Source organism: Geobacillus sp. Manikaran-105 (assembly GCF_002809955.1).
Taxonomy (GTDB): Bacteria; Bacillota; Bacilli; order Bacillales; family Anoxybacillaceae; genus Geobacillus; species Geobacillus thermophilus.
Map to the genome: position 1 here is coordinate 26,525 of NZ_PIJG01000011.1, position 17,498 is coordinate 44,022.

The 17,498-nt window shown below is 56.8% G+C and carries 17 protein-coding genes and 1 pseudogene; 7 read left to right on the plus strand and 11 right to left on the minus strand.

From position 1 onward, the window contains the following. Window positions 1-74: 74 nt before the first annotated feature. Window positions 75-677, minus strand: coding sequence for a FadR/GntR family transcriptional regulator (locus CV945_RS05100; RefSeq protein ID WP_033008561.1), 603 nt, complete (start codon window positions 675-677; stop codon window positions 75-77). Window positions 678-826: 149 nt separating this feature from the next. Further along, window positions 827-4,105: a DNA polymerase III subunit alpha gene (gene dnaE, locus CV945_RS05105; RefSeq protein WP_044743531.1), complete on the minus strand. Its 3,279-nt coding sequence runs from the start codon at window positions 4,103-4,105 to the stop codon at window positions 827-829. Between the two features lie 112 nt (window positions 4,106-4,217). Here dnaE and ytrH point away from each other — a divergent pair, with 112 nt between their 5' ends. Then, a complete protein-coding gene (gene ytrH / locus CV945_RS05110; protein ID WP_033008565.1) occupies window positions 4,218-4,559 on the plus strand; it encodes a sporulation membrane protein YtrH in 342 nt (113 codons plus the stop codon). Beyond that, window positions 4,556-5,059, plus strand: coding sequence for a sporulation membrane protein YtrI (gene ytrI / locus CV945_RS05115; RefSeq protein WP_033008567.1), 504 nt, complete (start codon window positions 4,556-4,558; stop codon window positions 5,057-5,059). Before ytrH ends, ytrI begins: the two co-directional genes overlap by 4 nt. Before the next feature lie 131 nt (window positions 5,060-5,190). Here the strand turns inward: ytrI and CV945_RS05120 are convergent, their stop codons facing one another. Then, the gene (locus CV945_RS05120) at window positions 5,191-6,138 is read right to left on the minus strand and encodes a DHH family phosphoesterase (protein ID WP_033008569.1); all 948 of its coding nucleotides are present in this window, start codon (window positions 6,136-6,138) and stop codon (window positions 5,191-5,193) included. Window positions 6,139-6,238: 100 nt separating this feature from the next. Between CV945_RS05120 and CV945_RS05125 the strand changes: the two genes are divergently transcribed. Further along, on the plus strand, window positions 6,239-6,547 hold the full coding sequence (locus tag CV945_RS05125) for a YtpI family protein (RefSeq protein ID WP_044743532.1): 309 nt from the start codon (window positions 6,239-6,241) through the stop codon (window positions 6,545-6,547). Window positions 6,548-6,618: 71 nt separating this feature from the next. Here the strand turns inward: CV945_RS05125 and CV945_RS05130 are convergent, their stop codons facing one another. Next, window positions 6,619-7,926, minus strand: a complete 1,308-nt coding sequence (locus tag CV945_RS05130; RefSeq protein WP_100659265.1) for a CBS domain-containing protein — start codon at window positions 7,924-7,926, stop codon at window positions 6,619-6,621. A 115-nt stretch (window positions 7,927-8,041) separates the two neighbouring features. Then, window positions 8,042-8,722, minus strand: coding sequence for a metal-dependent hydrolase (locus CV945_RS05135; protein ID WP_100659266.1), 681 nt, complete (start codon window positions 8,720-8,722; stop codon window positions 8,042-8,044). A gap of 138 nt (window positions 8,723-8,860) precedes the next feature. On the opposite strand from CV945_RS05135, the gene CV945_RS05140 reads away from it, so the two are divergent. After that, complete coding sequence (locus tag CV945_RS05140; RefSeq protein ID WP_100659267.1) at window positions 8,861-9,955, plus strand: M24 family metallopeptidase; 1,095 nt, start codon at window positions 8,861-8,863, stop codon at window positions 9,953-9,955. Window positions 9,956-10,085: 130 nt separating this feature from the next. Here CV945_RS05140 and ald read toward each other — a convergent pair whose 3' ends face one another. The 3 genes from ald to CV945_RS17210 form a co-directional block, all read right to left on the minus strand. Continuing rightward, window positions 10,086-11,204, minus strand: a complete 1,119-nt coding sequence (ald, locus tag CV945_RS05145) for an alanine dehydrogenase (RefSeq protein ID WP_100659268.1) — start codon at window positions 11,202-11,204, stop codon at window positions 10,086-10,088. 89 nt (window positions 11,205-11,293) lie between these two features. Next, window positions 11,294-12,058, minus strand: a complete 765-nt coding sequence (locus CV945_RS05150) for an SDR family oxidoreductase (protein ID WP_013144502.1) — start codon at window positions 12,056-12,058, stop codon at window positions 11,294-11,296. 96 nt (window positions 12,059-12,154) lie between these two features. Next, window positions 12,155-12,295 carry a hypothetical protein gene (locus CV945_RS17210; protein WP_011232228.1) on the minus strand — a complete coding sequence of 47 codons (141 nt, stop codon included), beginning with the start codon at window positions 12,293-12,295 and terminating at the stop codon, window positions 12,155-12,157. Between the two features lie 112 nt (window positions 12,296-12,407). Here CV945_RS17210 and CV945_RS05155 point away from each other — a divergent pair, with 112 nt between their 5' ends. Next, complete coding sequence (locus CV945_RS05155; RefSeq protein ID WP_033014467.1) at window positions 12,408-12,854, plus strand: universal stress protein; 447 nt, start codon at window positions 12,408-12,410, stop codon at window positions 12,852-12,854. Window positions 12,855-12,918: 64 nt separating this feature from the next. Here CV945_RS05155 and argH read toward each other — a convergent pair whose 3' ends face one another. Both argH and CV945_RS05165 read right to left on the minus strand, forming a co-directional pair. Continuing rightward, window positions 12,919-14,298, minus strand: coding sequence for an argininosuccinate lyase (argH, locus tag CV945_RS05160; protein WP_100659269.1), 1,380 nt, complete (start codon window positions 14,296-14,298; stop codon window positions 12,919-12,921). Window positions 14,299-14,340: 42 nt separating this feature from the next. Continuing rightward, window positions 14,341-15,561: an argininosuccinate synthase gene (locus CV945_RS05165; RefSeq protein ID WP_033008582.1), complete on the minus strand. Its 1,221-nt coding sequence runs from the start codon at window positions 15,559-15,561 to the stop codon at window positions 14,341-14,343. Window positions 15,562-15,777: 216 nt separating this feature from the next. Between CV945_RS05165 and CV945_RS05170 the strand changes: the two genes are divergently transcribed. Both CV945_RS05170 and CV945_RS05175 read left to right on the plus strand, forming a co-directional pair. Next, on the plus strand, window positions 15,778-16,077 hold the full coding sequence (locus CV945_RS05170) for a hypothetical protein (protein WP_232722012.1): 300 nt from the start codon (window positions 15,778-15,780) through the stop codon (window positions 16,075-16,077). A gap of 73 nt (window positions 16,078-16,150) precedes the next feature. Then, a pseudogene (locus CV945_RS05175) lies at window positions 16,151-16,573 on the plus strand (AMP-binding protein); the annotation flags it as partial. 151 nt (window positions 16,574-16,724) lie between these two features. Here the strand turns inward: CV945_RS05175 and CV945_RS05180 are convergent. Then, window positions 16,725-17,246 (minus strand): MogA/MoaB family molybdenum cofactor biosynthesis protein, encoded by a 522-nt coding sequence (locus CV945_RS05180; protein WP_100659270.1) that lies wholly within the window; start codon window positions 17,244-17,246, stop codon window positions 16,725-16,727. Between the last annotated feature and the right edge of the window lie 252 nt (window positions 17,247-17,498).

Sequence of the window (17,498 nt, forward strand, 5' to 3'; positions counted from 1 at the left end):
AGGGAGCTCCTCCTTTGCGTTTTCGCCTCTCTACTACTTTATCGAAAATGCAAGCGGTTGTTTGTCAAACGGTGTCAGTTCTGTTTCGACAACGGCGAAGGCCGGTGCCTCTCCCAGACAGCAGCGGCTTCAGCCGGATCGCGTTTTTTCAATGCTGCTAACAGCTGGTCATAAAACGAGTCGGCAAGCGGTGGGTCGGGCGCACAGGCGGAGGCAAACCTAGACAGCGCCCGCCAAATGCGGATGAGCAAGTAGTTGTCAGCCGCCTCAGCGACCGCCTGAAAAAACGGCGTGAAATCAGTCGGTTTTTGGCGAACGGTTTTTTCCAGCCTCTCCAGCGCATCTTCACTGCAGCGGAGGCAAGCGAGCTCGAGCAGCAGCCGTTCGATCAGCCATTTCGTTTCCGCCAAATCCGCTTTCGCCCGTTCATTTTCAAGCAAAAACATCGCCAGCAACTCAATCAGCTGATGTCCGCCGACCTCGCACAAGTAGGTCCCTTCGCCGCGCCGCGTCTCAATCAGGCCGAGAAACTCAAGCGCCCGCAGCGCCTCGCGCACCGACGAGCGGCCGACGCCGAGCCGCTCGGCCAGCTCGCGTTCTGACGGCAGCTTGTCGCCCGGGACAAGGCCATCCTCGACAACGAGACGATGGATATGCTTCAACGTCTCGGCGTACACTTTTTCATCGTTGAACGGAGACCCCTCCTTTTCGGTTCATGCCATACTCCATGCGTGGGCGGCATGCCGTTCAACCGCAGCCAGACGCACTGGTCTGACCACCTAATGGTTATACGATATAATAAAATAGCGAAATAGTAAAGGGGAAGTTATTTCACAGCAATGCGCCCGAAGCCGAATAAGGCGAGCAGCCCATCGACAAGCGGCGCTGTGAGCGCGACGGCGTACTGCTCCGGAAGACGGAGAAGCGTCCGCTTCGCTTCGTCATACAAATAGACCGGCGTAGCGCCGCGCTGCTGCTCAAGCAGCTGTTTCAGCTTGGACAATTTGGCCTCATCGGCCCGGCTCGCGTTAATGTATAGCGCCGACACGGGCAGGAGGCCGGCGCGGCGGATGATGAGCTGTCGCCTGCCTGCGCGCCGGTCGACCGTTCCAAAAAGCAACACAAAGTTTCCTTCCGCCAGCTCATCGGAGGCGCGGGCATAAATGGACGGAAAGGCGACCGCCTCCACTTCCCCGCTTTCATCGCTGATTGTCACAAACGCCATTTCCTCCCCCCGTTTCGTTCTCGTTTTCCGCTGTTTGGCCACATAGCCGCCGACCACGGCCGCCGAACCGTGCATTTCGGCAATCGGCACCGCCCGGGCCGCTTGAAACAGCGGGCGGCAGACCGCGGCCGGATGTGGGGTGACGGCAAACCCGAGCAACTCTTTTTCCCGTTTCCGCCGCTCATCCGGCGGCAGCGGGGGGGCATCCATGTATTTCGGCTTCAGCGACAATCCGCCTGTGTCCAAGTACGGCCCGACCAATTGCACGTGTTCGACCGCCACGTCAATGCTCGCTAAAAGCGAAGCCCGCTCCCCGTCCATTTCATCAAACGCGCCGGCCAAAACGAGCGCCTCAAGCGCCGGGCGCGGCAATCCTTTCGGCAACAGGCGGATGGCGAAATCGAAAAAATCGGCAAACGGTCCGCGCTCCCGACGCTCTTCGATGATGAGCCTCGCCGCTGTGCCGACATGTTTCACCGCCGCCAGCCCGGTGCGGATCGCCTTGCCTTCGATCGCAAACCGATAGCCGCTCCGGTTGACGGATGGCGGCAGCAGCGGAATCCCTTTTTGCGCTGCTTCGCTAGCGTAAAGAGCCGTTTTTTCCCGGTCGCCGGAAGCGCCCGAGAGCATGGCCGCGTAAAAACAAAGCGGATAGTGGGCTTTAATGTAGGCCATCGCATACGACAACAGCGCATAGCTGACCGCGTGGCTCCGGTTGAAGCCGTAATCGGCGAAGCGGACGATATGCCGGTACAATTCCTCGGCAACTTCCTTTGGATAGCCGTTCGCCGTGCAGCCGGCGACAAACGCCTCCCGCTGTTCAGCGAGACGCGCCTTCTCTTTTTTCGCCACCGCCCGCCGGAGCACGTCCGCTTGTCCGAGCGAAAACCCAGCCATGCGGGCGGCGATTTGCATAATTTGCTCTTGGTAGATCAGCACTCCGTAAGTCGGCGCCAAAATCGGCTCAAGGTCAGGATGGATATACGAAATCGCCTCGTCTCCGCGCTTGCGCCGGATATAAGCAGGAATCATGTCCATCGGCCCCGGCCGGTACAAGGCGTTGACAGCGACCAAGTCTTCCAGCTCCGACGGCCGCAATTCCGCAAGCACACGCTTCATTCCGCTTGATTCAAGCTGAAAAATGCCGTTTGTCTCTCCGGCGCTCAGGAGCGCATACGTTTTTTCGTCGTCAAGCGGAACGCGACGCACATCAAACGGCTTTCCTGTCTGCCGTTCGATGAGACGCACCATTTGCCCGAGCAGCGTCAACGTGCGCAAGCCGAGAAAATCCATTTTGAGAAGGCCGAGCGCCTCGAGCGACCCCATGGCGTATTGCGTGAGCGGCCATTCGCCATGGCTTGGCTGCAACGGGACTTGGCGCACAAGCGGCTCAGGGCTGATGATGACGCCAGCCGCGTGAATCGATGTATGGCGCGGCAGCCCTTCGAGCGTTTGCGCGATATCCAGCCACTGCTTGCCGTCCGGCACCGTTTCGGCGGCGCGGCGGAACGCGGTCGACTCGCTGCGCCATTGGCGGATCGTCACCCCTTGTTTATCCGGCAAAAGCGACACAACCCGCTCCGCCTCGCTCCCGGGAATGCCGAGCGCTTTCGCCGTCTCGCGCAGCGCCGACTTGGCGCCGAACGTCCCAAACGTAATGATTTGCGCGACGCGGTCGCGCCCGTATTTGTCCGCCGCATAGCGAATCATTTCTTCGCGCCGGTCATCGGGAAAATCAAGATCAATATCCGGCACCGACACCCGCTCCGGATTCAAAAACCGCTCAAACAACAGCCCGTATTGGATCGGATCGACATCGGTAATAGCCAAAGCATAGGCGACGAGCGAGCCGGCCGCCGAACCGCGGCCCGGTCCGATGAGAATGCCACGTTGGCGGGCGTAGGCAACCACATCGGCGACAATCAAAAAATAATCGCTAAAGCGCATTGCCTGAATGACATCAAGCTCATGCCGCAGACGCTTCCAGTAACGCTCATCGGCGCCCGGCACACGGCGGGCGAGCCCTTGTTCGCACAGACGGCGTAAATACCCGTCCGCCGTCTCGCCGTCAGGCACCGGAAATTTCGGCAGCCGCCAGCCGCCAAACGGGATGTGCAGTTCGCACCGATCAGCGATCGCCGCGCTGTTCTCAAGCGCTTCTGGCAAGTCGGCAAACCGGCGCGCCATCTCATCCGGCGCCGCCAAATAACGGCCGCCATCCTCTTGGACGTCAGCAAATGGCACGCCGAGCCTGATCGCCTGCAGGCAGCGCCACGCTGCGGCGTCGCCGCGCTCAACATAACGGACGTCATTCGTCGCCACGACCGGAACCCCGGCTTCTTCCGCCAACTGCCGCAACGCTCCTTCGTACGGTGCGCGCGTCCGCTCGCCGCGCTGGACAGCCACATACAAACAGCCAGGAAACAGCTGTTGATAGCGGGCGAGCACCGCTTTCGCCTGCTGCCATTCCCCGGCGGCCAGCAGCGACTCGACCCGCCCTTCAGCCCCCGGGGTGATGGCGACAATTCCACCGCTCAACCGGCGGAGGGCGTCTTCATCGATCTGCTTTTCTTCGCCCATTTGGATCATCGTGCTGATTTCGATTACATGGTGGTACCCTTCCTCATTGGCGGCCAACAGCACGAGCGGATAGGCGCCGTCCCCGCTGAGAGCAATATCGGCCGTCACGCCGATGATCGGACGGATGCCATGGCGCTGGCACTCCTTGTAAAAGGGCAGAGCGCCATACAGCACGTTGCGGTCGGTCAACGCCAAGGCGGGGCAGCCGAGCTGTTTCGCCTTGGCCGCCAGCGCTTCCACGGTGGCCGTGCTTTGAAACAAACTATAGCCGCTTGACACATGCAAGTGCACAAACGTCATAGACAGCCCTCCCTTATTCATCCGTCTGCGGACGAAAACTTTTCCATTGGCTGCATGCTCCGTCCCATTCGTTGATATACATAGTAAAAGAGAAAGAAAGGGCGGGGAAACGATGGACGAAAAAGCAGCGTTTTTGCCGGCGTTGATCCAAAGCTATTTTATCGCGGTCGGCGTGTTGCTTGGCGGCGCCATCATCGGCGCGCTCGGCGCATTTTTGAGCGGCGGCCAGCCGCTGACGGCCATGTACCGGTTTGCCGGCGACTTGCGCATTTGGGCGGTCGTCGCCGCCATCGGCGGAACGTTTGATACGTTTTACGTCGTCGAGCGAGGGCTGTTTCTCGGGGAAACAAAAGACATTGTGCGGCAGTTTTTGCTCATTTTGTCCGCCATGGGCGGCGCGCAAACAGGAGTGGCGATCATTACGTGGCTGACACAGGAGCACATTTCGCCATGAGAATTCCTCCGTATTACCAATATCCGTCATGGCAGCGTTTTTTCGCCGGCGTAGCGATTGGGGCGCTCATCAGCTGGTTTGTCTTTTTGTACATTTTCGGCGTCCTGCAGGAAAAGCAGGTGCGGCACGTCAATGAGCTGAACGAGCAGATCGCCGACTTGCAAAATGAAATTCGCATTTGGCAAGAAGACTATATCCATTACAACAAAGAAATGAAAAAAAAGCTGACCGTGCAGGACGTGTCCGTCCACCTTGTCAACGCCGAGCAATACAAGCTTGATTCGTACACAGCGTTCCGCATCGAAGACAGTGTGAAAGAAGATTTGTCCCATTTAATCACCAAAGATATTGAAACGGTGTACAACAGCCGCGAGCTGATCAAGCGGGCAATTGAAAACAAAACGTATACGATCCACGAAAAAGCGTACCGGCTGGAAATTCATACGCTCACCATTTTCACCCTTTTGGCTGTGGAAGTGAAATTGAAGCCGCTCCCTTAACACGCCATGCAGCCGACAAACGAGAAAAGCCAAAACAAACCGACACCCCGACGCCGACAAGAGCGCCGGACGCTGCATCAGGCGGCAAAAGAGGGGGCGGCGCCGCATGACGCCCTTCTCGCCCCCTTCTGTTACCGTTCCGCCCGGCAAACGGCTCTCACCTCTTCAACAATGCGGTCGGCTTCTTCCCATGAAGCGATCGACGCGCCGGCCGCCAGCGGATGGCCGCCGCCGCCATGCCGCTTGGCGACGACATTGATGACCGGCCCTTTCGAACGAAAACGCACGCGAATCTCCTTCTCCTCCTCAACGAAAAACACCCAGGCGATGATGCCATCAATGTTGCCGAGCAGCCCGACAAGCTGCGACGCTTCAAGCGGGGTGACGCCGTATTCTTCGAGCAGCGCCCGCGGCATTTTCACCGCCGCCACTCCTTCATCGATCGTGAAATTCGACAGCACATAACCGCTCAAACGGGCGAGCGGCAGGCTCGTCCGGTACAGCCCGTCATACAATTCCGTCAGCGAAAAGCCGTACGAAATGAGCTCTCCGGCATAGCGAAACGTTTTTTCGCTCGTACGCGGAAACAAAAAACGGCCCGTGTCGCCGACAATGCCGGCATAAATCAGGCGCGCCGCCTCGGCGGTCATCGTCAGCCCGTCGTCTTTGCCGGCCAAATACAGTTCGTAAATCATTTCGCTCGTCGAGCTGGCGTCGGTGTCAACCCACATGATGTCGCCGTACGGCGTATCGTTCGGATGGTGGTCGATTTTGATCAGCTTCCGCCCGAGCCGGTAGCGGCTGTCACAAATCCGCTCTTCGTTCGCCGTGTCACAGACAATCACGAGCGCCTGTTCATAGGCGCCATCGTCAATGACATCCATTTGACGTAAAAATGACAACGATGGATCATCCGTCCCCACCGCATACACTTGTTTTTCCGGAAACGACGCCCGAAGCAGCGCCGCCAGCCCGCCTTGCGACCCGTACGCGTCCGGGTCCGGGCGCACGTGGCGATGGATGATGATCGTATCAAATTGGCGAATCGTTTCAAGAATGTCCCGGCAAACGTCTTTCATCACTTCGTCCCCTTTTTATGGCTTGTCATTTTCAACCGCTGGCATTTTTCCGCGCTTCTATGTACAATGGAAAAAGAAACGGACTACGGAGGGAGCCAGCATGCCCGTATTGGTTATTTTCATTATATTTTCCTTTTCGTTTTACGTCTATTATAAAATCCGCTACGTTCGCTCGCAGCGCCCGATGGAGCGCCGCTTCCTCTCGGCGAAATCGAGCATGGCGCTCGGGCTGTTTGTCGCCTTGTTCGGAGTCAACCAGTTGTTTTTGTATCAGACAACTGTCACCTATATCATCTCCTCCATCTTTATCGCCCTAGGCGCCGGCAGCGTCTGGGCCGGCTACCGCGCCTACCGCTACTATCTGCCGCAGGCGATCGAAGAGGCGGAAAAAGCGGCGAAACAAAGCTGACCATAACCGTTCACAGCGAAAGGGAAAGGATGTCCAGCAACAAAGGGCGGACATCCTTTTTTCGTTGTCGATTACCGGTCGATCAGCTGGCACATCATCATCGCCTTCCCGACGATGGCGCCTTCATTGTACACCTCGACGTCCACTTTTCCGAACTTGCGCCCGAGCTCTAAAAGCTTCGCCTGCACGTCGACTGTAGTGTCGATTTGCACCGGCTTGATGAAATAAATCGTAATGCTTTCCATCACCAAATCGCCGCGTTTGTACGCCCGCAGCATCCGCGCCGCCGCTTCGGTGACGATCGTCGTAAACACGCCGTACGAGAGTGTCCCTAAATAGTTCGTCATTTGCGGCGTGATCGTGCAGCGAAACAGCGTTTCTTTGTCGCCTGACTCGCGGAACTGGGCGGTGACGAGGTCATCGATCGTCTCGCCGACTTGCGGCTGGCGCTGCGCCATTTGCAGCGCTTTTAACACGTCTTGGCGGCTGATGATCCCTTGCAGCCGGTTATGGTCATCAACGACCGGAAGCAGTTCAATCCCTTCCCATACCATGATGTGCGAGGCAAATGCGACCGATGTTTTTCCGTTCACCGTAATCGGCTGCTTCGTCATCACCTTTTCGACCGGCAGCTGCCGGTCGACATCCAGCACGTCTTTTGCCGTCACAATGCCTTGCACTTTCAACTGGTCGTCGACGACCGGAAACCGGGTATGGCGCGTCTCGCGATTTAGCACATACCAGCGCTCGACGGGATCGTCTGTATATAAATAGGCTGTTTTCTCGACAGGGGTGACAATGTCCTCAACGAGCACAATCTCCTTTTTGATCAGCTGGTCATAAATCGCCCGGTTGATCATCGTCGCGACCGTAAACGTGTCATAGCTCGTCGAAATGATCGGCAGCTGCCGCTCATCGGCGAGCTTTTTCACGTGGTCGGCCGTGTCAAACCCGCCGGTGATGAGCACGGCCGCCCCCGCCTGAAGCGCCAGCTCGTGCGCCTTCGTCCGGTTGCCGACGATAAGCAAATCCCCTGCGCCCGTATAGCGCATCATCGCCTCCAGCTGCATTGCGCCGATGACAAAACGGTTGAGCGTCTTATGCAACCCTTCACGTCCGCCAAGCACTTGGCCGTCCACAATGTTGACAACCTCGGCGTACGTAAGCTTCTCAATGTTTTCCTTCCGTTTCTTCTCAATCCGGATCGTGCCGACGCGTTCAATCGTGCTCACATACCCTTTGTTCTCGGCGTCCTTGATCGCCCGGTACGCCGTCCCTTCGCTTACGCCCATTTCCTTGGCGATCTGCCGGACGGAAATTTTCTCGCCGATCGGCAGCCGGTGGATGTATTCTAAAATTTGTTCATGTTTGGTCGCCAACGGTCTTCACCCTTTACGCATTGTTACTTTCATTATACAGGGCTCAGCAGCGGGGATTCAACGATCGCGCCGGCCATCAGAAAGCGCCCTTCCCAAAGTGGGAAGGGCGCCGCTGTTACAGCTCGATGCTTTCGCCTGGCTTCAGAGCACGGCCGACACCCGACGGTAGAAGCGAGACGAACCGTTCGGGGTCTTGGGTGATCGGCGGGAACGTGTTGTAATGGATCGGCACGACGAGTTTCGCCCCGAGCCACTCGGCGGCGACCGCCGCGTCTTCCGGCCCCATCGTGAAGCTGTCCCCAATCGGCAAAAAGGCGACATCGATGTTATGGCGCTCGCCGATCAGCTTCATGTCGGAAAACAGCCCGGTATCGCCGGCATGATAGATCGTTTTGCCTTCGGCCGTGAACAAAATGCCGGTCGGCATGCCTAAATAAATGATTTGCTTGTCCTCGGTCACAAACCCGGAGCTGTGGAACGCCTGCGTCAACTTGACCGTGCCAAAGTCAAATTCGCGCGCCCCGCCGATGTTCATGCCAAACGTCTCGACGCCTTGCCAGCTTAAATATGTCGCCAGCTCAAATGTGGCCACGACAAGGGCGTTGTTCCGCTTGGCGATCTCCACCGTATCGCCGACATGATCCCCGTGTCCGTGCGTGAGCAAAATGACATCCGCTTTCACATCCGCCGCGTTCAAATCGGTCGTCGCATTGCCGGTGATGAACGGGTCGATCAAAATCGTTTTTCCGTTCGTCTCAATGCGGACAACCGAATGGCCATGGTAGCTGATTTTCATCGTCACATCTCCCCCTTCCCTTCCCATGATTCGCCGCCATTCGCCCATTTCCTTCTTTTCCTGCCTGTCCATTTACAAACGGCCCGTTTCTTGGTACGCTCAAAATGGACAACAGTGAAAAAAGGAAGGAATGGGACGATGAACAAACGGCTGCAAGCATTTTCCTCTTGGCTTCAACAACAACATAGTTCATTCGCCTTCGTCACGTCAAGTGCGAACGTGTTTTATTTGAGCGGATTTCGGTGCGACCCGCACGAACGGTTGCTGGCGCTTTTGGTCTTTCCTGACGGCGAGCCCGCGCTCGTCTGCCCGCAAATGGAAGTCCCGCGCGCCCGCCGGAGCGGCTTTGGGCATACGGTGATCGGCTACGACGACAGCGCCGACCCGTGGGAAGAGATCGAGCGCCATCTCAAAGCGCGCGGTGTCAAGGCCGTCTCGATTGCCGTCGAAAAAAACGATTTGTCGTTCGCCCGTTTCGAGCGGCTCTCGGCGCTGTTTCCGAACGCCCAATGGCTCGATGCCGAAGAAAAGCTGCGCCAGCTTCGCCTGATCAAAGATGAGCAGGAAATGAAAGCGCTGCGCCAGGCGGCGGAGCTGGCCGACAAAGCGGTCGAAATCGGCGTCTCGGCCATTCGCCCGGGCGTGACGGAGCTTGAACTTGTCGCCGTCATTGAATATGAGCTGAAAAAACTCGGCGTTGAAGGGATGTCGTTTCCCACGACCGTGCTTGCAGGCGCCAAATCAGCCGATCCGCACGGCGTGCCGGGAACGGCGGCGGTCGCACCGGGCGATTTCGTGCTGTTCGATTTGGGCGTCATCGTCGATGGGTATTGCTCCGACATTACCCGCACCGTCGTCTGTCAGACGGCAAGCGACGAACAGCGGCTCATGTACGATACCGTTCGGCGCGCCCAGCAGGCGGCGATCGACACCTGCCGCCCGCAAACCGCGATGAAGGAGATCGACCGCTCCGCTCGAAACGTCATCGAACAAGCCGGCTACGGCCCGTACTTCACCCACCGCGTCGGGCACGGCTTAGGAATCGAAATCCACGAATACCCATCGCTTCATGGCGCCAACCCCGACCCGCTCGCTCCCGGCATGGTGTTTACGATCGAACCGGGCATTTACGTCCCATCCATCGGCGGCGTGCGCATTGAAGACGATGTCGCGGTCACGAACAACGGCGTTGAGGTGTTGACGTCGTTTTCGAAGGAATTGATCATTGTATAACGAGAAAAACCATTGGCAAAAGCTTCTGCGAATAAGCGCACGAACAAAGCTGTCCACCGGATCGATCCCGAAGCCGATTCGGACAGCTTTGTTTTCTCATCGCCATCAAGGCGGCTCCATCTTCATGATTTCATCCGTGCAACAACGAATGAACATCTGTATACGGCATGTTGTGCGCCGCCGCGACCGCTTCGTACACGATGTGCCCATCGAGCGTGTTGATCCCTTTTAACAGCGCCGGGTTATCCAAGCACGCGGCGCGGTAGCCTTTGTTGGCGATTTGCAAGGCGTATGGGATCGTGACGTTCGTAAGCGCGAATGTCGACGTGCGCGGCACCGCGCCCGGCATGTTGGCGACGGCGTAATGGACGACGCCGTGCTTGACGTATGTCGGATCGTCGTGCGTCGTGACGCGGTCGGTCGTTTCGAAAATGCCGCCTTGGTCAATGGCGATGTCGACCAACACCGATCCCGGCGTCATCGAGCGCACCATCTCTTCCGTCACCAGCTTCGGCGCTTTCGCCCCCGGGATCAAGACGGCGCCGACGACCAAATCCGATTCGCGCACGCACTCGGCGATATGGTACGAGTTGGACATGAGCGTCGTCACGTGGTCGCCGAACAAATCATCGAGCTCGCGCAGCCGCTCGGCGTTAATGTCCAAAATCGTCACGTCTGCCCCGAGACCGACCGCGATTTTCGCCGCGTTCGTCCCCGCCGTTCCGCCGCCGATGATCGTCACTTTGCCGCGCCGCACTCCGGGCACGCCGCCAAGCAAAATGCCTTTCCCGCCGTGCGGCTTCTCGAGAAACTGGGCGCCGACTTGCACCGACATGCGGCCGGCGACTTCACTCATCGGCGTCAACAGCGGCAGCGAGCCGTTCGCAAGCTGCACCGTCTCGTAAGCGATGCCGACCACTTGCTGCTCGACGAGCGCTTTCGTGAGCGCTTCGGCCGCGGCTAAATGCAAATACGTAAATAAAATGAGCCCTGGACGGAAATAGCGGAACTCCTCAGGCAGCGGTTCTTTCACTTTCAACACCATCTCCGCCGCCCAGGCATCTTCCGCTTTTGTCACGATCACTGCCCCGGCTTTTTCATATTCAGCGTCAGAAAACCCCGACCCAGCGCCGGCTTCCGTCTCCACATACACGTCATGCCCCGCTTTGACGAGCGTCATCACGCCTGCCGGAGTGATGGCGACGCGGTTTTCATTGTTTTTGATTTCTTTTGGAATGCCGATCTTCATCACTTTTTCCTCCTTTTTCCTTCCCGCTTCTCCTTTTATTGTGCCCCGTTTCGCGCAAAAGCAAACGAAAAAAGGAGGAGGCGCTGTTCTCAACGGAAAAGGTGGCGGTAAATGACGTTCGCTCCGCCGGTGACGTCAATGACGGCGCCGGTGATGAAATCCGAGTCGTCCTCGCATAAAAACGCGATCACGCGGGCGATATCTTCACCAGTCCCCGGGCGTCCGACCGGCGTTTCCGCATCCCTTCTCGCGCGGGCGTCGGCGATCCCCGCCTCTTTCATGGCGCCGACAATATTGCCTGGGCACACCATATTGGCGGTAATGCCATATTCCGCCTCTTCCAGGGCGATCGTTTTCGTCAGCGATACAAGCCCGACTTTCGCCGCGCCGAACGCCGAACGGTGCACCCAGCCCGGGGCATCCGCCGCTCCTTGAAATCCGTACGTAATGATGCGGCCAAACCGTTGTTTTCGCATAATCGGGATCGTCCGCCTCACTAAATGGAAGACCGAGCTCAAATTGCCTTCAATCATTTCGTACCATTCGTCTTCCGTATAATCGGCCAGCTTTTTCCGCTCAAAAATGTACGGCCCTGCATTGTTGATGAGGCAGTCAATGCGGCCAAACCGCTCCATGGCGGCGTCCACAAGCGCCGCTAAATCGTTTTTGTCCGTCACATCTCCCTGCACAAACTGGAGGCGGTCAGCGGCGCCGCGGTACTTCTCGGCAAGCGAGCGCACCGCCTGTTCATCGCTCCGGTAGTTCACCGTCACCGAGTAGCCTTTATCAAGCAGCAGCTCGGTCACTTTTCTCCCCAATCCTTTCGCTCCGGCCGTAATCAAGGCGTGCCGCACCCTTCTCCCTCCTCGTCGCGATTTGCTGTCTCATTTTTACTTTACTACAAACCGGAGCGAATACAAAAAAATAACCATAACGCGCAGGCGCTATGGCTATTCGCCGACTTCGCGGCGCGGGTCGTAATACGATTCATCCTCGTCAACAATGCCGCTTTCATACGACTCGGTAATTTGCTCGGTGATCGTCCGCACTTCCTCCTCATCGTACTGCCAGTCGTTATACCGCTTTTCCATTGCTCTTCCTCCCCTGTTCACAAAATCTCAATATATGGCCTAGTTTCTCGTCAAAGGGCGATGGGTATACCATATATAGAGATAGCATTTTTAACCAAAGGGAGGGGAGAACATGACCATGACCTACCAAACGATCGTCGTCGCCGTCGATGGCTCGAAGGAAGCGGAATGGGCGTTCAAAAAAGCGGTTCAAATCGCCAAGCGAAACGGGGCGAAACTCATTTTGACCCACATCATCGACTTGCGCGGCTTTACGACCGTTGAAGCGCACGATTACGCCCTCGCCGAACGTTCGGAACAGTATGCGAACGAATTGCTTGAGCGGTATAAAAACGAAGCCGTCGCCGCTGGACTCGACGATGTGGACACCGCGGTCGAATTCGGCTCGCCGAAAGTGAAAATCGCCAAAGACGTCGCTCCGAAATACAAAGCCGACCTCATCATTTGCGGGGCGACCGGGTTGAACGCGGTCGAGCGGTTTCTGATTGGCAGTGTCTCGGAAAACATCGTCCGCCATGCGAAATGCGATGTGCTTGTGGTCAGGACACCGAAAGAATAGCCTTCCGCGCCCAACGAATGCATCCCTGTGCCGCCGGCAAATGCCAAAAAAGAACACCCCGCCGTTACGGGGTGTTTAGCTTTTCTTTCGCTTTTTCAAGCGCCGCCCGCACTTCGGCAAAACCGGTGCCGCCGGCGCTGTTGCGGCGATTGACGGCCGTGCGCGGGTTCAAGGCGTCATAAATGTCTGCGTCAAAGAGCGGCGACGCCTCCTTATACACGTCAAGCGGCAAGTCGGCCAAAAAGACGCCTTTCTCAATACAAAGCAGCACGAGCTTGCCGACGACCTCATGCGCCTCGCGGAACGGCATGCCTTTTGCCGCCAAGTAATCGGCAAGCTCGGTCGCGTTGGAAAAGTCCTGCTTCGTCGCCCGCTCCATGACGTCTGTGCGCACGTTCATCGTTTCAATCATGCCGGTGAAAATTTTCAGCGACCCGACGACCGTCTTTACTGTATCAAACATGCCTTCTTTATCTTCTTGCATGTCCTTGTTGTAGGCGAGCGGCAGCCCTTTCATCACCGTGAGAAGCGCCATCAAATGGCCGTACACGCGGCCGGTTTTGCCACGGATGAGCTCGGCCATGTCCGGGTTTTTCTTTTGCGGCATGATGCTGCTGCCGGTCGCAAACGCATCATCGAGCTCAATGAACTGAAACTCTTGGCTCGACCAAAGGATGAGCTCTTCAGCGAGCCGCGACAAGTGCATCATGAGCATCGAGCTGTTGCTTAAAAACTCGATGATGAAATCGCGGTCGCTCACCGCATCCAAGCTGTTTTCGTAAAGATCGGCAAAACCCAACAGCTCCGCCGTCCGCCGCCGGTCGATCGGAAACGTCGTTCCGGCGAGCGCCCCGGCGCCGAGCGGCGAGCGGTTAATCCGTTTCAGCGACTCAGAAAAACGTTCATAGTCCCGCTCGAGCATCCAAAAATACGCAAGCAAATGATGAGCAAACGAAATCGGCTGCGCCCGCTGCAAATGCGTATACCCGGGCATGATCGTGTCGACATGTTTGTCGGCTTGAGCGACAAGCGCCCGCTGCAGCCCGCGGATGAGACTGAGAATCTCTTCAACGCGCTTGCGCAAGTATAAATGCATATCGGTCGCCACTTGGTCGTTCCGGCTCCGTCCAGTGTGCAACTTGCCGCCGACCGGGCCGATGTCGTCGATCAACATTTTTTCAATGTTTAAATGAATGTCTTCATACGCGACGGAAAACTCGAGTTCCCCCCGCTTCGCTTTTTCGAGCAGCCGCAGGAGTCCGCTCTTGATCTTCTCGACATCTTCCGCCGGCAAAATGCCGCATTCGCCAAGCATCGTCACATGGGCAAGGCTGCCTTCAATGTCTTCTTCAACGAGCTCTTGGTCGAATGGGATCGACGCGCCAAACTCGTCGACCCATTCTTCCGCTGTTTTCGTAAACCGTCCGCCCCAAAGTTTTTTCACGAATCTCGCCGCAGAGGAATGCGACTTCCTCCTTCCTTTTCCTTATTGGCCGGCCGATACCGACGCTTTGTGTTGCTTGTTGACGATGCTGTTGACTTTCGTCGGCAGACCGTACAGCGAGATGAACCCGACCGCCGCTTGATGGTCAAACTCGTCTTCCGACGTGTACGTCGCCAGCTTTTCATCATAAAGCGAGAACGGCGATTTGCGCCCTTCGACGATCGCATGGCCTTTAAACAGCTTCACGCGCACGACGCCGGTGACGTTTTTCTGCGTTTCTTTCAAAAACGCGACAAGCGCGTCTTTGAGCGGCGAAAACCACAGGCCGTTGTAAATGACTTCGGCGATTTTTTGCTCGATGATCGGTTTGAAGTGCGCAACTTCCCGCACCAATGTCAAGTCTTCGAGCTCTTTATGCGCTTTGATGAGCGTGATCGCCCCCGGGCATTCGTACACTTCGCGCGACTTAATGCCGACAAGGCGGTTTTCGACGTGGTCGATGCGGCCGACGCCGTGCTTGCCGGCCAACGCGTTCAGCTCCAAAATCAATTGCGCGAGCGGATACGCCTTCCCGTTTAACGTCACCGGCACACCTTGTTCAAAGCCGATCTCGATGACATCCGGCACATCCGGCGCGTTCTCAAGCGAAGCCGTCAGCTCATACGCCTCTTCCGGCGGCGCCGCCCACGGGTCTTCCAAAATGCCGCACTCGTTGCTTCGTCCCCACAAGTTTTGGTCGATCGAAAACGGGCTGTCCAGGTCGACCGGAATCGGAATGCCGTGCTGTTTCGCGTATTCGATTTCTTCCTCGCGCGACCAGCTCCACTCGCGCACCGGGGCGATGACGTCCAAGTCCGGATTGAGCGCGTTGATCGACACTTCAAAGCGCACTTGGTCGTTCCCTTTCCCCGTGCAGCCGTGGGCGACCGCCACCGCGCCTTCGAGCTCGGCGATTTCAACGAGTTTTTTCGCGATGAGCGGACGCGACAGCGCCGAGACGAGCGGATATTTCCCTTCATACAGGGCGTTCGCCTGCAGAGCGATGAGCGCATACTCGTTCGCAAACTCGTCTTTGACGTCGATGACGTACGATTTGATCGCGCCGACTTTGAGCGCTTTTTCTTTCACGAAATCAAGGTCTTTTCCTTCCCCAAGGTCCAAGCAGCACGCGATCACATCATACCCGCGCTCCTGAAGCCATTTGATCGCCACCGATGTATCTAAACCGCCCGAGTAGGCCAACACCAATTTTGGATTTGCCATGGTCGTTCTCCTCTCCTGTCACATAAATATACTTAAATATAAATAAATATTCAAATTTAATACATTATCACTTTATCAGCTTTCCCGTGATTTTTCAATACTTATTCAACAAAAAGAATAAAAATTCCTCACCGATATGCGGAAATGTTTCGTATAATAGAAAAAAAGGAGGCGGCAAGAATGAACGACATCTTCATCTAAGACAAACGGCTCGGCATCCGCCTGCCGCATCTGGACAAGCCTTGGGAGGACTACAGCCCAAACGAACAAGAGGCGATTTTACTGGAATGGGAAACGATCCGCGGCTTGATCCCCGACCGCATCGCCGAACTGGAGCGGGAAATCAACGAAAAACAAGACGCGCTCGGCCAAGAAGCGGATTTTGCGCGCTCGTGCCAGCTCAATGCTGACATCGCCGAGCTCGCTTCGATCGTGAATGATTTATGGATTTGGTATCGGGTCAGTCCCCATGTTTCCTTTGAAAAGGAAGCGGCGGTAAAACGCAAAATACGCTGACGAAACCGGCCGTCTCTTTTTTCTACGGCCATGTCGCCCCCGCCGCCCTTGCCGCGGCTTTCGCGACCACCTCCTTTATCCGTATATGCGCTATGCGATTGGCCTGCGCGATGACGATGTCTTTTTCGGCGGGGCGGATCCGGGCTGGGCGTACGGGCTCGTCTTTTGCACCTTTGCGCCGATGGCCTTTGGCGTGCCGATCGTCTTTTACGAAGGGCCGTTTCAACCAGAAACGTGCTATTCCTTGATGGAAAAATACCGGGTGACCAATTTCGCGTACGCCCCGACCGCGTATCGGGCGATGGCGGCGGCCGGCGCGGACGTCATTCGCCGCTATCAACTGAACGTGCGCGCCATGAGCTCGGCGGGCGAGCCGCTCAATCCGGAAGTCATCCGCTTTTTCCAAGAGCACGTGGGCGTCACGATCCACGACCATTATGGCTTGTCGGAAACGTTGATGCTGATCGGAAACTTACATGAATACCCGCGCGAAGTCGAATTTGTCGCCGAACTGCCGAAAACGCCAAGCGGAAAAATCCAGCGGTTCATCCTGCGCAATCAAGAGCGGGAAAAATGCATCAAGGCTTGATGAATGAAAGAGGATGCCCGCAGCGGGCATCCTCTTTTTCGCTTATGTTCTCTTTTCGTCAACGCGGCGCCCTATCCTTCCGAATCTCCCGCACGACATGCCCAAGCTCAGGCAAAATAAGCTTCGTCATCGCGAGGCGCACAGCGCCGGTGGAGCCGGGAGTGCAAAAGACGGCGGTGTCCATCGCCACGCCGGCGACAGCGCGCGACAGCATGGCGGCTGGGCCGATGTCTTCCGTGTAGCTTAAGAAGCGGAACAGCTCGCCAAAGCCGACGAGCTCTTTCTCGAGCAGCGCACCGACCGTTTCGATCGTCACATCGCGCTTGGCAATGCCGGTGCCGCCGTTTGTAAGCACCGCATCGACGTCAGGGCGGCGGCAGCTGTCAAGCACTGCCGTGCGAATGGCATCCGCTTCGTCTTTGACGATCTCATAGCCGACGACCTCATGCCCGGCTTCGGTGAGCAGCTCGATCATCAGCCGGCCGCTTCGGTCGGTTTCCTCGGTTCTTGTGTCGCTGACGGTGATGACTTTGCAGCGGACGGTTTGGGGAGCTTCTTGTTTATGGGCAGCTGTGCTCATTCCCTCATCTCCTTTTGTCATTGTGTTGTTGGCTATAGTATAGCAAAAATTACCCAACTCTTGCCCGGCTGCTTCTCGCTGGCGAAACGAAAGGAAAAGACCCCATCGTGAAATCAATGTCTTCCTCTCCGTCCGGAGTTGTTGAAACAAGAATCAAGCGCACCAAAGCGGCAAAACAAAAAAATGGCTGCCCCGTTTGTTTGGGGCAGCCGTTTTGGCCAAAATGGCTGCAACGATTCTTTTTATTACAAT

Coding starts and splice junctions, on each gene's coding strand:
- ytrH (WP_033008565.1), top strand. CDS start 4,218: ATGGACGAAAAAGCAGCGTTTTTGCCGGCGTTGATCCAAAGCTATTTT.
- CV945_RS05165 (WP_033008582.1), bottom strand. CDS start 15,561: ATGGCAAATCCAAAATTGGTGTTGGCCTACTCGGGCGGTTTAGATACA.
- ald (WP_100659268.1), bottom strand. CDS start 11,204: ATGAAGATCGGCATTCCAAAAGAAATCAAAAACAATGAAAACCGCGTC.
- CV945_RS05120 (WP_033008569.1), bottom strand. CDS start 6,138: ATGAAAGACGTTTGCCGGGACATTCTTGAAACGATTCGCCAATTTGAT.
- CV945_RS05140 (WP_100659267.1), top strand. CDS start 8,861: ATGAACAAACGGCTGCAAGCATTTTCCTCTTGGCTTCAACAACAACAT.
- dnaE (WP_044743531.1), bottom strand. CDS start 4,105: ATGACGTTTGTGCACTTGCATGTGTCAAGCGGCTATAGTTTGTTTCAA.
- ytrI (WP_033008567.1), top strand. CDS start 4,556: ATGAGAATTCCTCCGTATTACCAATATCCGTCATGGCAGCGTTTTTTC.
- CV945_RS05180 (WP_100659270.1), bottom strand. CDS start 17,246: ATGAGCACAGCTGCCCATAAACAAGAAGCTCCCCAAACCGTCCGCTGC.
- CV945_RS05155 (WP_033014467.1), top strand. CDS start 12,408: ATGACCATGACCTACCAAACGATCGTCGTCGCCGTCGATGGCTCGAAG.
- CV945_RS17210 (WP_011232228.1), bottom strand. CDS start 12,295: ATGGAAAAGCGGTATAACGACTGGCAGTACGATGAGGAGGAAGTGCGG.
- CV945_RS05125 (WP_044743532.1), top strand. CDS start 6,239: ATGCCCGTATTGGTTATTTTCATTATATTTTCCTTTTCGTTTTACGTC.
- CV945_RS05135 (WP_100659266.1), bottom strand. CDS start 8,722: ATGAAAATCAGCTACCATGGCCATTCGGTTGTCCGCATTGAGACGAAC.